Here is a 15,105-nt window from a genome sequence, read left to right as displayed (position 1 = left end):
TACATCCAATAGTTCCATTCGAATTCCCAGTGAATCAGAACAATGTAGCCGGAATCAGCTTTCGTCCACCTTTTATAAGCGTGGATTCCAGCATTTCTCCTTTTTCACCGCCAAAATACAGCTGCCAGTACACGCCAAACCGGACACTGACATCATTCTTCACCAGCTCCGGCGGCGTAACGATCAGCCACTGGAACCTAAGTGCCTTGGAGATTTCAAATACCGGATCAAGTACGTTGTTGGAGACCATTTCACCAAAGGGGTTGTCATATAAAAAGACCGTCCAGCCTTTGTTCTCGCGGTTGACCCGTTTATGGGTCATGATCATCATCGCTACCAGCAGCTGGACCGATTGGCGCTGTCCGCCGCTGCCGACCGCTTCATCCAGCGCACCGCGGTTGATGACCTCCCAATCGGAGTAGTGATACTCCTCGGGAGCTGCATATAAGAAATAGTTCTCCGTTACCGGCTTGTAAACCTGCAAGACCGGGAAGCGGTTCTGCATAGAGGCATAGACAATCTTACCGTCACTGATCAGATCCTTGAGGGCTGCTAACGGAACCTGCTCAATCCTCGGGAATTTCTCCAGCAGGCTGCTGATGCAGCGGTTGAAGTAGTCGCTGACCAGCGATTCGATGTCTTCTGTGGTTTTTGGTACAATAATGTTCTTATAATTCAAACGCACTAGCGGGAAGGCATGACCGTTCTCGTTGTGGATAATCATCCGGCGTTCCATCCGCTTCAGGATGTCGACGATCTGCACAACTCGTTTGGCAGCACGGCCGACCCACATCTTGCGGGAGAGCTCCATGCCTTCCTTATCACTGCGAATGCTCTCAATCTGGTCTTGCGAGCTCTGGAGCATGGAGTCCAGCACCTGAAGCGCAATGGAGAAATCTTCCCAGTGAACAGTATTCAGGCGTTCCTGGATCTTGACCTCCAGCTCCGCATTCCAGCCGCTCTTGGCAAGCTTGCCGCTGAGAGTGTTCTTCTCTTCCTTAACTCTCCGCGAAATTTCGCTCCGTTCACTGCGGCTCTCCCTGCTGCGCAGCAGCCATTCACCCACCGCACGCTCGCATTCCTCTCTTACACGATGCTGGATCTCTTCAGGAATGTCCCGGAGCTGCAGTCGCCCTTCCACATGAGTTTCCATGATTTTACTCTGACTCGTGAGCGTTTGAAGCCATTGGTCCAGGGAGGACAGCTTCAGCTTACTGCTATTCAGCGCATATTCATTCTCCCGGGACCGTTCTCTAATCTCTTCTTCTTTTTGGTCCAGTGGATCATGCCACTGCTCAGTCGCTCTTTCATGCTTCTCCTTAATCGACTTCTCCAATTTAGCCAGCTGCTTCTGCAGGTTATCCAGCTCGGTCTGGCAGCGGACGAAGGAATCACGGACATGCTGATAGTCCTCGTCCAGAATCCCGGTATCGCTCCTCTGACGCGCTCTGGCTGACATAATCGAGTCAGGAGTGTCTCCGGGTTCCGGCACATTGCGCCAGTTAGGATCAATTTGCTGGACCGCAGTCTCAAGCTCGGCCACCTGCCCGGCTGCAGATTTGATCTGTGCCGACCGTGTACGGATTTCCAGTTCATTGCGGCTCAGGGATTGCTGGAGACTCTCTAGTGTGCTGAGTGTCTCAAGCAGCTTCTGCTGAACGGAAGCATCAGGCATGAATTCAATCATTTCGTCTTGATTCTCACAAGTAGAAACCTGAAGCCCATCCGGGAAGATCAGCTCAGGGAACCAGGTTTGCAGTCTCGGGAATAATGAATATCTGGTATCTCCATGCCATTTTTCCCGCTCAAGGGAGGTGCTGTTAAGTTCCGCTTTTAGCTGTGCGAGCTGGTGTTCCTTGCCTGTGATCTCTTTATTCAGATCACCTTTGCGCTCAAGCGCCTTCTGCTTGTCCTTATAATCCTGTTCCTGCTTCTTGGTCCGTTCGTTCCACTCGCGCAGTGTTGCCGCTCTATCCTCCTGCTCGGATTTGCCGGCCTCGCATTCGGCGGTTTCTCTCATGATTAACGCTATTGCTGCTTCGTTTTCACTGATTTCTGTATTCAGTGCGCTTATAGCTGTGCGCACCTCGTTTTGCAAACCCTCAAGTGCATTCAGCTTGCCCTTCAGACTAACCGAATGTTCACCTTGGAATAACCGTTCATATTCCTGTCTTGCGGATTTCAGCTTGGACAGATAACCTTCAGCATCCTGCAGCTCAGCTTCCTGTTCCTTCAGTCTGGCAGAAATTCCCTGCTTCCATTCCAGAAAACGGTCCGGCTGCAGCACCATTTGCGGACCTTGCCCGTCCAGCACGAGGAAGGGCTGCGCCGCAGGCTGCGCCATCTGTTCACGGATGAAGATTGGCACCGCTGATTTTAATAGAAGATCCTTCAGTATGTCCGGCTGCAGCTTGGCAGCCTCGCGTTCAGTAACGATGAGGCCGTAAGGCAGTAAAGGATTACGCTCCAGCTCTTCCTCCCGGATCAGGTAGGGCTGATCGTTCAGGAAGGCACTGCCCAGCATCGAGCTAATCTTCAGCGAATCGAGCCTGTCCTTGACCGTCAGCAGATCGCTGTTCGGCAACCAGTACGCTTCATGCTGAAGCTCAACATCCAGCAACTGATGATAATAATCTCTTCTGAGCCTTTTGGTCTGCACCTCAGCCTCATCCAGTCTGCGGATGAACCGCTCCTGTACGGCGGCCTTCGCTTCGAACAAGCCTGTAGCGCCCAGCTCGTTATGCTCCTCATACAGCTCCAGCAGTACCACGAGCTGAGACCAAAGCTGTGACTCTTTGTTCAGCTGTAGATCCAGCTGCGATTGAAGCTCGCTCTCCTGCTGTTCATGGCTGAGAAGCTTCTCGCTAAGCTGGGTCTGCTTTTTATGCAGATTGAAGCGGTCCTCCTCAGCAGTTTTACGCCGTTCATTCAGCGTTATGATATTTTCGGCGAAGCTTCTGGCGTAAGCGATGGCCCGCTGAAGCGATGCTGCCGGTGAATGGGCAGCTTCCTGCCCATGTCGGGAAGCGAACACTCCCAGGGCTTCCGTATATTGGCGGATGGAGGCGGTCAACTCATTAATCCGGCTGTCCAGCCCGCCCAGCTCCAGCAAAAAGCTTTCCCGTTCTTTGCGAACCCCCGCTTCTTCGGCGGTCAATGAGTCCAGGCGGCGGCTGAACATGGAAATCTGCTCTTGCCACAGCTTGAACACATCCCCCCATTGCTTGCGCAGGTTTTCCTTCGAAGCTTGTACCACCTCTTGGCGCTCCTTCATTTCCAGGGAGCCTTCGATAGCTTCAATCTCCTTCTGCCACTGCTCCATCTGACGGAGCTGAAGCATCCGGCGGGCCAGATAAAGGGCGACTTCAAGCTCCTTTTCCTTGGCCTTCGAATCTTCCAGCCGTTGACGGGCCCTGTTCTGATTGTCGCTAACCTGTTTGAAATCTTCCTGTTTCCGTTCAACTTCCTCTCGGCTGCGCAGGTAATTCAGGTTGTCTCCCTCAAAACGCAGCTGACGGGCCTCCTGGTGTAGCACCACCAGCTCGTCTGCTTTTTTGCGGCGCTCTTCCTCGGCTGCTTTCAATTCATCATGTATGACCGTGTACATTTGCCGTCCCAACAGCTCCGTTTCGCGGTAGCTCCGGTCTGCTTCCATCCCCTGCTTTACCAGTTCATACAGCGGTGCCGCCAGCGTGGTGAATTCGGCAAAAGCCTTTTCCCGCTGCTCCAGCATCGGCAATCTCTGTGCAACAATCGCCGCATCCATGAACATCTTCTGAAGGGAGCCCTCCTGTTCGGACAGACCTTCGTTCAGGCTGGTTCCGATTTCGGGAATGATAAGCTTTTCGAACAGGTTCTGGTTCGTAAAGGCATCATTTTTCTGGAAATACCCTTTAATACCACCCTCTTCACCATTAATCCGCCGCATGTTGCGCCATTCACCGATATGGATATCCCGTTCCGCCAGAAATTGATAATACCTTTTCAGATCCGAGCTATGGCTTCCGAAGGAGGCAATTTCGCCCCGACGGTCACGTACGAACTGCTGTATGCTCTCAAAGCTCACAGGCCCCCCGGCATTCTCATCATATAGAGGCAACGTAGACAGCGTAAGCTCTGCATGCTCTTCATAATCGAGCAAAGCATAGAGCAGATAGTCGACCTTGATCTCCAATTGATCCGCAGAGCTGTGGGCTGTCATCGCAATGCCTGTAGTCATATACTCGTTACGATCACTGTTATCCAGCCGCCACTCAATAGCCACATGGAAGGTGTAGGGCTTGAGCTGTTTTTTGTGATTATGGAAAAAAGCTTCGACCTGATTCTCATTATCCTTGCCCCAGGCCGCTTTCGGAATTAGCAGCTGAAAAATCGACTGCAGCAGCACTCCTTTACCGCCACCGTTCATCAGAGTAATCAGCGTATTCGCCGGACCCTCATCATTGCTGAGGTCCAGAACCATATCGTCATACTTTTTGAGCATCTTCTCATATTTGAGACCGGCAATCCGGATCCGTTCAATACGCGGCATGGGCTTCCCCCTCTTTCTCCGTCAAGGTGCGCAGGGTTAGTGCTTTCAGTTCCTTATAACGGTCAACATCATGGTACAGGTAACGCATTCTTTCATATAATTCTTCACGCGGGAAGATCCGCTTCTCATTCTCCGAGATGAATACCAGATGCTCTTCCTCCAGCAGCTTCATCCCCTCATGAATCAGGCCGATCCGGGAACCTGCCCCCCGGGTCAGGGAATCGCCTTCCTCCTGGCTTTTGGTCTGCATGTAAAGGCTTGTCCAAACCTTATGCATTGCCTGAATATCCAGTCGCCATTGCTTGCTGAAGCCCCCGTCAGCATCCATTTCCAACCACGATTGAAACAGCGAGGATACCTGGTCGGAGATTTGCATATAAGACATGCTGTCCTGACCCGGCTTGAAATGGTGCTCATCCTGATCCATCTCGGCCAGGAACACCAGAATGATTATGTTTATGATATGTAAATGGGTTTTACGCTCAATTCGTGAATATTTGTTCCTGAGTTGGGTGAAGTTGCTGGCAAAACCCGAGCCCAGCGGATTGACCAGCAGATGCAGGCGGTGTCCAGAATTCATAATCCTGCAGCCTCCTTCTTTGGCCATGTACTGCAGGGCATCATAGGCTCCCGTGTCCTGCAGGCATTCGGCGGCTGCGGGATCATCCAGCGAGATCACCTTCCGGCGAAGTAAATCAAAAAACAGCCGTGAGGCCTGCTGCAATTGTTCGAGTGAATAGCTCATGCTGTATCATCTCACCTCTCGATTATAGTAATGGTATAAGGACTCATTTCCAGGCCGGGCCAGGAGATGTTTGGGCTGTTATTGCCCTGAATCGTTGTACGCAGCACCTTACCGCGCAGCACCTCCAGTTCGGGGTTTGCACCCAGCAGCCGCTGGATTAGTTTCTGGCATTCATCTGCCGCTCCACCCTGCTTATTGTCCGGTTCTTGCTCCTGTACTGTAATTTCAGTGTGGAAGAACTGCACCCACAGATCGATTGCATCCGGTGTAAGCGACCATTTGTGCTGTTGTTCCTCTGTGAATGCTTCTGCTGAAAAAGTAAAGCTGCCGTGATCCGCCAGTCCTTTAAAAACAGGACGCCACAGTTCGGCAACCTCCGGCCATGGTATAGATCTCGGTGTATAGGAGGTGCTCTCTTCTTCTCCAGCTTCATCCGGATGATCGTCCAGTGCATCTTCAGGCAGGAATCCGACCTCCTGCTCTTCCCATGCCCAAGCCAGCGGATAGATAAAGTCCTGATTAGGGGCAAACAGTCCGCTAACCAGCAGCTCTAGGCTGTCCGCGTCTGGCAAGCCATCGGCTTTGACCCATTCCTCCCAGACATTCGTGCGGAAATTAAAGCCACCTGCTCCCCAGAAGAGCTCTGGAAAATTCAACCGGAGATTCGTCTCAGCCTCAAAGATGCTCAGTACCACCTCGGCTAGTTCATCATGCACCCGTCTCGACAGCTCCACTCTTTCCGACAGCTGACGGAGCTCATTGAAGTCGATAACATCCTTCTCATCATTGGCCAGACGTGCCAGCGAGCGGTGGATATTATCAAAATGCTTGCGCTCTTCATCAAACTGCAGGTGGATTTCCTCCAGCCGCTGATGCCGCATCACCCCGTATTCACTGAACATATGCTTCGGATTGCGGCGCAGCGCATTGCGGTATTCCTGCTGCTGCTGTGTCATCTTCCGTACCCGCGAGATCAGTTCACCCACATCCTGCATTGCGCGCGTCACCCGTCCATGCTTGATATGCATCTGAATTTCCAGCAGCTTGATGCTGATCTGAAATTCTTCTATAATCTCATGGCTCATGAAGATCAGCTCCATGGCATATTCCGACAGCCTGTAGACCGTTTTTCCGCTCTCCTCCCAGCTGGTGCGGGTAGCATCCTCATCGACAGTAAAGTACTTGTATTTCTGCACTGCCATCTGCCGGGACAGATCGTCATAATAGTAGGCTTCGAAATCTCCGCCGCTCCCGCTCCATAGCAGACCATCCACCAGCCGCTCCACAGAATCGGCAGTACCGAGTTTGGTTATATTGAACCGCTCCAGTGAACTCCAGGCCAGCTCCACGATATCCTCCCTGGCTCTAAGCTCACTGGATTCCAGTTCCAGATAATAGACCTGCAGCAATACGCTCAACGCAACCATTTCTTTATAAGGCTGCAGCTCGCCGAGATTCATGCCCGCCCCCAAGGTCCATAAGGGATTGAGACGTTTGTTCCGTTCTCCAAAATCACTCCAGTTCATGCTTCACTCTAACCTCGCCATCACTTCGTAGTTTAGGACTTTCTGGGGAATCCTCATAAAATAACATAAACCCATATCTGCCCCATGAAGGGTGGAATATGGGCTATATGTTATCGGGGAATATATGTTTCTATTATAACAATGATATAGAATTCTGGCTATTTGCAAAAATATAGATGCATTAAAAATAGGGGCTGTTCCAAAAGTAATGAAATGACTACTTGGTACGGCCCCGCTGTTTTTGAGTTGGATGGACTTGTGCTCTTGGTGCGGATGCTCCGCTGTTTAAGCGGAGAACGTTTCTACAATTCTTTCAGAAATCACAGAACCCATTACTATTATAGATACAGCAAAGCGCATGCCAACACCGGCATGCGCTTCTACGATTGAAAAGATTCTATTCTTCTGGAGATGTTTCCACATATTTTTTGAAATTATCGAGAATCGCCTGCCACCCGGCTTGCTGCATCTCCACAGCATTGATCGCTTCCGCATCGAACACGGTGATGATTTTCGTGTCGTTATCTTGGCGGGAAAATTTGACTTCTACCTTTCTGCCGTCAGCAATCGTGTAGGCGATGCTCTCGTTAATGCTCACATTGTCGTATACTCCTGTAAAATCAAACCCAAAACTTCCGTCCTTGGCTTCCATTCTGGACAGGAATTTACCCCCGGCCTTCAGATCATTCTCGGCATAAGGTGTATGCCAGTCTTCGGAAGCGGTATTCCACTGCGTGATATGCTTCGGCTCTGTCCAATAGGTCCACACACTTTCAACGGGAGAATGAACAATTGTTTCCACTGTTATCGTTACCGGCTTACCTGTTTCCAATACATAACCTCCTTGGTGGCTGAGATATATACTTTATTTACAACCTTTATTATAGCAAAAAAAGTATGTACTACATTTCTTTTTGATTGCTATATTTCCAAACTTGTTCAAATTATTATTTACCATAATTATTGTTATGCATACTTCACATGAAGCAAGTAATGCAGATTTGATTGTACCGCAGGCCACTCGTCATCAATAATACTGTACAGTACGGTATCTAAAATAGAGCCTTCCGCAGTGATCCGGTGTTTGCGCAAAGTGCCCTCCCTCACCGCACCAATACGTTCGATCGCCTGTTGAGATCTAAGGTTATCCCCTACTATAGTGAAATTGACACGGATGAAACCTAAAGATTCAAAACAATATTGCAACAGCAGTGCCTTAGATTCTGTATTAACAGCTGTCCGCCAGAACTCCGGTGAAATCCAGGTGCAGCCAATTTCCGCGTTGCGGTGATTGTGATCGATGTGCATAATTCGCGATGTGCCGGCGATCCTGCCTGTGGATTGTTCGATCATGACAAAAGGGAGCTCCGTTCCCTTTGCCTGATTGGCAAGAGCCGTATCTATTAATCCTTCCGCTTGTGCGGCAGAAGTAATTTTGCGCCAGGTATACTGCCAAATTTGCGGATTGATCAGAATAGCAACCAGTTCGGCCTTATGCTCGGCTTCCAAAGGAACCATTCTAATACTAGTGCCGATAAGTTCTTTGATATTGTTGGAAATCACGAAGATGCCTCCTATAGACATATTATTCCAGTTAATTCCCGCAGAAGGGAACCCTCATATGATTATAAAATACATATATTATCCTGTCTGCCTCATTCATATAAAAAAACAGCCCCGTTTGTGTAAAACGAAGCTGCACAAGGCCGTTATTTTTGCCGGCATATTAATGAAGAAAACCTATCCTCTTCCCTCTATCTCACTTGCAATTTGCCGGACAAGCTCAGATAGGCTCATGACTCCGGCATCGCCGCCCTCACGTTTTCTTACAGCTACCATAGCGGAGCTCTGCTCTTGCTCACCAAGCACAAGCATGTACGGTACTTTCTCCAGCTGGGCTTCACGGATTTTGTAACCCAACTTCTCATTCCGCAGATCCAGTTCGACGCGTATTCCGGCAGCCAGCAGTTCTTTTTTTACCTGAAGGGCATAATCGGCATAGTGTTCAGAGACTGGCAGCAGCTTCACTTGCACCGGAGACAGCCACAGTGGAAAAGCACCGCTGAAATGCTCCGTAAGAATCCCCATGAAACGGTCGATTGAGCCATAGATGGCACGGTGGATGACGACCGGACGGTGTTTCTCACCGTCTTCGCCGACATAAGTCAGATCGAACTTCTCCGGCATCTGGAAATCCAGTTGAATGGTCCCGCATTGCCAGCTTCTCTTCAGTGCATCCTGAATATGAAAATCAATCTTCGGTCCGTAAAACGCACCGTCCCCCGCATTTACCCGATAGTCTATTCCACGCTTATCCAGTACCTTTTGGAGCGACGCTTCCGCCTGATCCCATAACGCTTCCGAACCCATATAATCTTCCGGCCGTGTAGACAGCTCTACCTTGTATTCGAAACCGAATACTTTGTAGATGTAGTCGATCAGCTCCAGCACACCGCCGATTTCCTCTTCGATCTGCTTAGGGAGCACGAACAGATGGGCGTCATCCTGGCAAAAGGTCCGGACCCGCATCATCCCGTTCAGCGCTCCTGAAAATTCATGACGGTGCACCTGGCCAAACTCCGCAATACGCATCGGCAGTTCCCGGTAGGAATGCAAGCTGTTTTTGAACATCAGCATATGCCCCGGGCAGTTCATAGGTTTCAGCGCATATTTTGTTTCATCCACCTGAGTAAAGTACATGTTGTCCTTATAATGGTCCCAGTGGCCTGACTGCTCCCACATCCGGTTGTTCATCATCAACGGTGTACGGACCTCGTCATATCCCCGTTCACGCTGCAATGCCCGAGAGAAGTTCTCCAGCTCTGTGCGGAGAATCATTCCTTTGGGCAAATAGAAAGGCATGCCAGGCGCTTCTTCGGAGAACATGAATAGTCCCAGCTCCTTACCCAGCTTGCGGTGATCGCGCTTCTTCGCTTCCTCCAGCATTTGCAGATGCTCTTCCAGCTTCGATTTCTTATAAAAAGCCGTTCCATAAATCCGCTGCAGCATTGGATTATCAGAATTACCGCGCCAATAGGCTCCGGCTACACTCAGCAGCTTAAAGGCTTTGATCTGGCCTGTAGAACCCACATGCGGTCCCCGGCATAGATCTGTGAACTCCCCTTGCTCATACAGGCTGATCTCTGCGTCCTCCGGCAGATCGTGAATCAGTTCTACCTTGAGCGGTTCACCCTTTGCTTTGAAAAATTCGTTTGCTTCACTGCGGCTGACGACCCGCCGGACAATCGGCAGATTATCCCGGATGATCTTCTGCATCTCCTGCTCAATTGCAGCGAATTCATCTGTGGATATCGGTTGATCTGTGTCGATATCGTAGTAGAAGCCGTCCTCGATAACCGGACCAATGCCCAGCTTAACCTTCGGTGCGCCATATATACGTTGGATGGCCTGAGCCATGAGATGTGCTGTACTGTGCCGCAGGATAGTCAGTCCATCTGAGCTTTCCGGCATCACGATTTCAACGAGACAGTCGTATTCAACTGGTTGATGTAAGTCAACGGGTCTGCCATCGATTTTGCCGGCTACTGCTTGCTTCTTCAGGCTAGGGCTGATCGATTCCGCTATTTGCGCAATCGTGGTGCTGCGTGCGTACCTCCTAATTGTTCCATCCGGCAGCGTTACATTGATCTCCATGATTGTGGCCTCCATTTCTTCGAGTTTATTGGTGTTATTGAACGCAAAAAAACGCATCTCTCCCGGAAAGGGACGAGTGCGTTCTGGCTCGTGGTTCCACCCTAATTTGATCTGCAATGTTCGACCCCCGGCTGTTCGGCGGAAGAATAATATACAAGATCCTCATTGGTATCCGTTATCGGGGATAAGTCGGTGGCATTTACAGCGTCCCTAACAGCAGGGAAGGTTCAGTGCCACGGCTGCAAAGGGGTAACATCCTGCCGGTATCTGTAAGAAGCTCTCACCGTTCACTTCTTTCTCTGGCCAGTCCGCGAAGGATATCATGTCTTTGGTCATTGCCTTGGATATGGTGTTGCTGGTTACATAATACTCATGTTATTTATGAAATGTCAACCACTCCAATAAAAAGACTTTTCACCAGTCATTGAACCTGCGGATGAAAAAGTATGATCATAGCATTTATTTCACGCCAATAACATTGGCATGAATACGTGAGATAATATTACCTATATCTATCACATCGTACGCAATGTCATCCGCCCCGGCTCTTTGAAGCTCCGCTTCCGAACCATAGCCGATCATGACACCGATAGAGGCTACCCCGCAGGCTTTGGCACCGATGATGTCATGCTCGCGGTCTCCAATCATCAGCGCTGTTTCCGGAGGAATGTGATTCGTATCCAGCACATACTGAATAACCTCTTTCTTCTTGGAACGGGTGCCGTCCAGATTGCTTCCAGCTACATGTCTGAAATAGGAGTCCAGACCATAATGACGAATAATCTCTTCCGCAAACACCGTTGGTTTTGAAGTAGCTACGTATAGGTTGAATCCTTTGCCATTCAGCTCCTTAAGCAGCTCCGGGATACCGGGTATCACCGCATTCTCGAACATTCCCAGTGTGCGGTACCGTTCACGGTAGAATTCAACAGCTTGGGCCGCTTTCTCAGCGGTGAAACCCTGGATTTCTATGAAAGAATCGTATAAGGGTGGTCCAATGTAAGGCAAGAGCAGGTCCGGATGCTCCACGGTAATTCCGAATTTGCCCAGCGCGTATTCTACGCTTTTGGTGATCCCTACTTTGGGGTCAGTTAAGGTGCCGTCCAGATCAAATAAAATACTCTGCAGTCTCTCCATAACTTATGCGATGCTCCCTTCATGATTAATTGATGCCTGCTTTGATTCCACAGCTTTTACAATCATACCTTCGATTCTCCATACTTTCCACACACTTATTTACTAACATGATCATGACAGTTATTTAATCTATTGGAGGAACGAACATGAACATGACGCATTACATGTCCCTGCTAGCGGATAATCAGCCATGGAACTTGATTCTTTTTATGGCGATTCCGGTCATCTTTGCTGAGACAATCACAGTGACCGAATTTATTATTCTGTTCACCAAAAAACAGAGCGGGCCGCTTAGAGCGTTTAACCGGGTATGCAGCATACTTGCCGGGCTGTATTTTACAGGAGTATTTCTGTATTTATTCCCTACCGCCTTTGTTCCGATTACCGCGAACGGGGAATGGCATACCTGGGTTGACGTAGTAGCGGTAAGCTTTTACTTAAGCGGTGTCATCTTCCTGTTGCCCCTTGCCCTGCTGGACCTTGGACTCATTGCCCGTAAGCAAAGTGAGGAAAACAAGCTGAGACTGCATTTCATCCTGATCAGCGGCTTTCTAGTGGTAGCGCATATCGCGATGATCTTCGGGATGGTTAATCCTGAGATTATGGGCGGGATGGCTGGGATGAGTCATTGAGCGATGTTTGGAAAATAGAAAAAACTAGCGAAAAGGTATATGGCCGTAACTGCGGGAATGTTTGGACTTTCGGCCGCTGTTTTTACCAGATTTCTTGATTTGTACCGCTGACCGCGGTTGAAATCCGGTAACAGTATATGCTTCCGATGCGAGCTTTCCTTCGGAAAGCTTTTAGGCGGACGCTGCCGCTCCTACAGTTCCAAAATTCCACTCCGTTACTCTCTACCTTTCTCAAAGTTTTAAATTTTCCATCCGAAGGGGATAGGAAAATGGAAAAGAACGCGTGTGGTTGCGCGTTCTTTTTTTATTGCTAGGGATACTATAGAATACATGCAATTTATGGGGAGCTTAGAAGCATTAGGCTGTGCATAATGTGATCTGGTAACTCGTTATCGTCTAAGAATGCAGAATGTTACGGACAGAGAAGGCGTTATTTTTGCGAATACACTTGTTTCTTTAGCATATACGGACTCAGGAGGCGTTATTTCGTGCATTCCCTCCTGAATTGAAGAGGAACAGGCTACGTAACGTCATCTGTGTCCGTATGATCTAAAGAATCGCCTGATCCGACCAAATAAGGGATATACGGTCCGCAACACTCGTGAATGTACAGAGAAAAATCCAAACCACGTGCAGGCTTTATCATGCTGAAAACCAAAAGTTTATGCGAAACTTATAACATTCAGAATAGATTCGACTCCATTCAATCAAGTTCGATTCGGTCGAATTCAATTAGTTCCAATTGGGTTTATTTAGTTTTGGTTCACAGTCAAGATTTATACTGTTCTCAACTACGCTTTGGAAACCTGACCTCGCAGCGTGTGCCCATACCATTTGCACTGGTGATGCGGATCGAACCGCCCAAGAGCTCGGCCAGCTTCTTCACGATAGAAAGTCCAAGGCCAGTGCCCCCGTACTGTCGTGAGCGGGACTTCTCCACCCGGTAAAAACGGTCAAAGATATACGGAAGCTCGTCTTCAGGAATCCCAATCCCGGTATCTTCTACGATGAAAAGTACGGCGTCGGGTGTAGTATTCAGCTGGACGTTAATCCCGCCCTCGTCGGTATAACGCACGGCATTTTCCAGCAGATTCATCACAATCTGCTCCATCCGTTTGCGGTCCCCGTGAACTTCAACAGCTTGGCCGCTATAAGAAACTGTAATACTGAGGCCTTTTTCTTTGGCGGTTAATTCCAGCTTGCGGGCCGCGTGCTCCACGATCGGCTTTAAGTCCACGTCTTCCATGTGAAGCGGAATTTTGCCTTCCTCCATCTTGGCGAGCTCAAATAAATCGTCCACCAGGTGCTGGATACGGTGCGCCTCCTGGTCAATAATATCGAGATACAGCTTTTTTTCTTCTTCCGTCTCGTACAATTCACCTTTCAATACCTTGGCATAGCCCTGCAGATAGGTGATCGGTGTCCGCAGTTCATGTGAGATATTTGCCAGAAACTCCTGCCGGGTGTCTCGATAGCGCTGCAGGTCAATGGCAAGGTCGTTGATTGCAGCGGACAGATACCCGATCTCATCATTGCTGCTGATCGTCAGCCTGGTCTCAAGCTCTCCTGCCGCAATTTTGCGGGTAGCCTTCTGCATCTGCACCAACGGACGCGACAGCACCCGGGCAATAATCCAGGTGATTCCCAGCGCCAGCACCAAAGCCCCTATTCCCGAGAGCAGCAGGATAACCCGCACCGAATCTATGGATTGCTCCATACTGGCTGTAGAAGACATGACATAAAGCGCAGAGCTGATGGTCTGGCCTGCCTTAATGGGTTGTCCTGTCACGAAATAGCGGTTTCCACCGGGATCTTTATAGAGAAAGCTCACACTGTTTCCGGAAAAAATCCGTTCCAAATCTGCCGCATGAATAAATGACCGGTCAGCTGAATTATGCAAGCCTGAGTGGAAACTGACGCTCTGGTCCTGAGAAATGTTAAAAATACTCACATTTGAAAATTCAGCAAAGGTACGCATCATTTGTTCGCTGGTCGTATCCTTGGATTCAGCCATCACAGTGAAATGCGAAGCCAGTTCATTGGTCTCAGTCTGCATTTCTTTATAATAAAAACTGCTGAACATCCGGTCGATGGCTATCCCCAGAAACAGCAAAACAATCACAAACACTGACATGATCACAACTCCCAGTTTAAAACCGATGATGTTGTTTTTCATTCGACAGTGCCGGGAATTTGGAATTTATATCCCAGTCCCCATACCGTTTGAACCGGGTTGTAGGGTAGTCCTGCCTTTTGCAGCTTCTCGCGGATATTCTTGATATGTGTGTCGATCACGCGTGCCTCTCCGCCATAATCAATGCCCCATAGACGTTCCACCAGTTCATCCCTGGTAAATACCCGCTGGCCGTTTCGTGCAAGCATTGTCAGAAGATCGAACTCCTTCATGGTAAAATCAGCACTCTGGCCTTCAATCCAGACCTCCCGTGCTTCAGGAGAGATTCGCAGGCCCGGATAATTCAACTGCTCTTCCTGAGGTTCGACCGCCCGGGTCAGCGATGAACGCCGCAGCAAAGAATGAATTCGTGCCAATAATTCTTCCGGTTCAAAGGGTTTGGTCAGATAGTCATCCGCGCCGATTCCCAATCCAAGCACTTTGTCCTTAGTTTCCGAGCGTGCGGTAAGCATCAAAATGGGAAGCTGCGTGTGCTCTCGTACAGCACGGCAGACCTGCCAGCCATCCATGTCAGGCATCATAACATCCAGGAGCAGCAGATCGAAGGTGTGTTGTTCGACCATACGGAGCGCTTCGTGTCCTGTCGCCGCTTCCTGAGTGGCAAAGCCTTCCTTCTGTAAATAGATACGCAGCAAATTCCGCATATTCCATTCGTCGTCTATAATCAGAATTTGTGTTTTCATACG

At 49.4% G+C, this 15,105-nt stretch carries 10 protein-coding genes; 1 reads left to right on the top strand and 9 read right to left on the bottom strand.

Translation table 11 applies throughout. The features are described 5' to 3' along the window. Positions 1-34: 34 nt before the first annotated feature. The 7 genes from ACTJKB_RS00100 to ACTJKB_RS00070 all read right to left on the bottom strand — a co-directional run bounded on the left by ACTJKB_RS00100 (position 35) and on the right by ACTJKB_RS00070 (position 11,593). Complete coding sequence (locus ACTJKB_RS00100; protein ID WP_440831245.1) at positions 35-4,531, bottom strand: hypothetical protein; 4,497 nt, start codon at positions 4,529-4,531, stop codon at positions 35-37. After that, entirely contained in the window at positions 4,518-5,276 is a 759-nt protein-coding gene (locus ACTJKB_RS00095; RefSeq protein ID WP_440831244.1) for a DUF6063 family protein, read from the bottom strand. The genes ACTJKB_RS00100 and ACTJKB_RS00095 overlap by 14 nt, the downstream gene beginning before the upstream one ends. An 11-nt stretch (positions 5,277-5,287) precedes the next feature. Continuing rightward, positions 5,288-6,802 (bottom strand): hypothetical protein, encoded by a 1,515-nt coding sequence (locus ACTJKB_RS00090; RefSeq protein WP_440831243.1) that lies wholly within the window; start codon positions 6,800-6,802, stop codon positions 5,288-5,290. A gap of 397 nt (positions 6,803-7,199) precedes the next feature. Further along, on the bottom strand, positions 7,200-7,634 hold the full coding sequence (locus tag ACTJKB_RS00085) for an SRPBCC family protein (protein ID WP_440831242.1): 435 nt from the start codon (positions 7,632-7,634) through the stop codon (positions 7,200-7,202). A 134-nt stretch (positions 7,635-7,768) separates the two neighbouring features. Next, the gene (locus ACTJKB_RS00080) at positions 7,769-8,365 is read right to left on the bottom strand and encodes a GNAT family N-acetyltransferase (RefSeq protein WP_440831241.1); all 597 of its coding nucleotides are present in this window, start codon (positions 8,363-8,365) and stop codon (positions 7,769-7,771) included. A 177-nt stretch (positions 8,366-8,542) separates the two neighbouring features. Further along, a complete protein-coding gene (thrS, locus tag ACTJKB_RS00075) occupies positions 8,543-10,456 on the bottom strand; it encodes a threonine--tRNA ligase (protein WP_440831240.1) in 1,914 nt (637 codons plus the stop codon). Positions 10,457-10,915: 459 nt separating this feature from the next. Beyond that, positions 10,916-11,593 (bottom strand): HAD family hydrolase, encoded by a 678-nt coding sequence (locus ACTJKB_RS00070; RefSeq protein ID WP_440831239.1) that lies wholly within the window; start codon positions 11,591-11,593, stop codon positions 10,916-10,918. A 146-nt stretch (positions 11,594-11,739) separates the two neighbouring features. On the opposite strand from ACTJKB_RS00070, the gene ACTJKB_RS00065 reads away from it, so the two are divergent. Beyond that, the gene (locus ACTJKB_RS00065) at positions 11,740-12,225 is read left to right on the top strand and encodes a DUF6803 family protein (protein ID WP_440831238.1); all 486 of its coding nucleotides are present in this window, start codon (positions 11,740-11,742) and stop codon (positions 12,223-12,225) included. A gap of 787 nt (positions 12,226-13,012) precedes the next feature. On the opposite strand, the gene ACTJKB_RS00060 is transcribed toward ACTJKB_RS00065, so the two are convergent. Beyond that, positions 13,013-14,401 (bottom strand): sensor histidine kinase, encoded by a 1,389-nt coding sequence (locus ACTJKB_RS00060; protein WP_440831237.1) that lies wholly within the window; start codon positions 14,399-14,401, stop codon positions 13,013-13,015. Beyond that, positions 14,398-15,102 (bottom strand): response regulator transcription factor, encoded by a 705-nt coding sequence (locus tag ACTJKB_RS00055; protein WP_440831236.1) that lies wholly within the window; start codon positions 15,100-15,102, stop codon positions 14,398-14,400. The genes ACTJKB_RS00060 and ACTJKB_RS00055 overlap by 4 nt, the downstream gene beginning before the upstream one ends. Positions 15,103-15,105: the final 3 nt, after the last annotated feature.

Source organism: Paenibacillus sp. 22594, from assembly GCF_052044425.1.
GTDB lineage: Bacteria > Bacillota > Bacilli > Paenibacillales > Paenibacillaceae > Paenibacillus_AQ.
Note: the sequence above shows the minus strand (reverse complement) of the source record. Positions and strands in the feature narration are given on the sequence as shown.

Bases quoted from the DNA above. Each gene is read 5' to 3' on its own strand.
- ACTJKB_RS00100 (WP_440831245.1), bottom strand. From the start codon at position 4,531: ATGCCGCGTATTGAACGGATCCGGATTGCCGGTCTCAAATATGAGAAG.
- ACTJKB_RS00095 (WP_440831244.1), bottom strand. From the start codon at position 5,276: ATGAGCTATTCACTCGAACAATTGCAGCAGGCCTCACGGCTGTTTTTT.
- ACTJKB_RS00090 (WP_440831243.1), bottom strand. From the start codon at position 6,802: ATGAACTGGAGTGATTTTGGAGAACGGAACAAACGTCTCAATCCCTTA.
- thrS (WP_440831240.1), bottom strand. From the start codon at position 10,456: ATGGAGATCAATGTAACGCTGCCGGATGGAACAATTAGGAGGTACGCA.
- ACTJKB_RS00070 (WP_440831239.1), bottom strand. From the start codon at position 11,593: ATGGAGAGACTGCAGAGTATTTTATTTGATCTGGACGGCACCTTAACT.
- ACTJKB_RS00065 (WP_440831238.1), top strand. From the start codon at position 11,740: ATGAACATGACGCATTACATGTCCCTGCTAGCGGATAATCAGCCATGG.
- ACTJKB_RS00060 (WP_440831237.1), bottom strand. From the start codon at position 14,401: ATGAAAAACAACATCATCGGTTTTAAACTGGGAGTTGTGATCATGTCA.
- ACTJKB_RS00055 (WP_440831236.1), bottom strand. From the start codon at position 15,102: ATGAAAACACAAATTCTGATTATAGACGACGAATGGAATATGCGGAAT.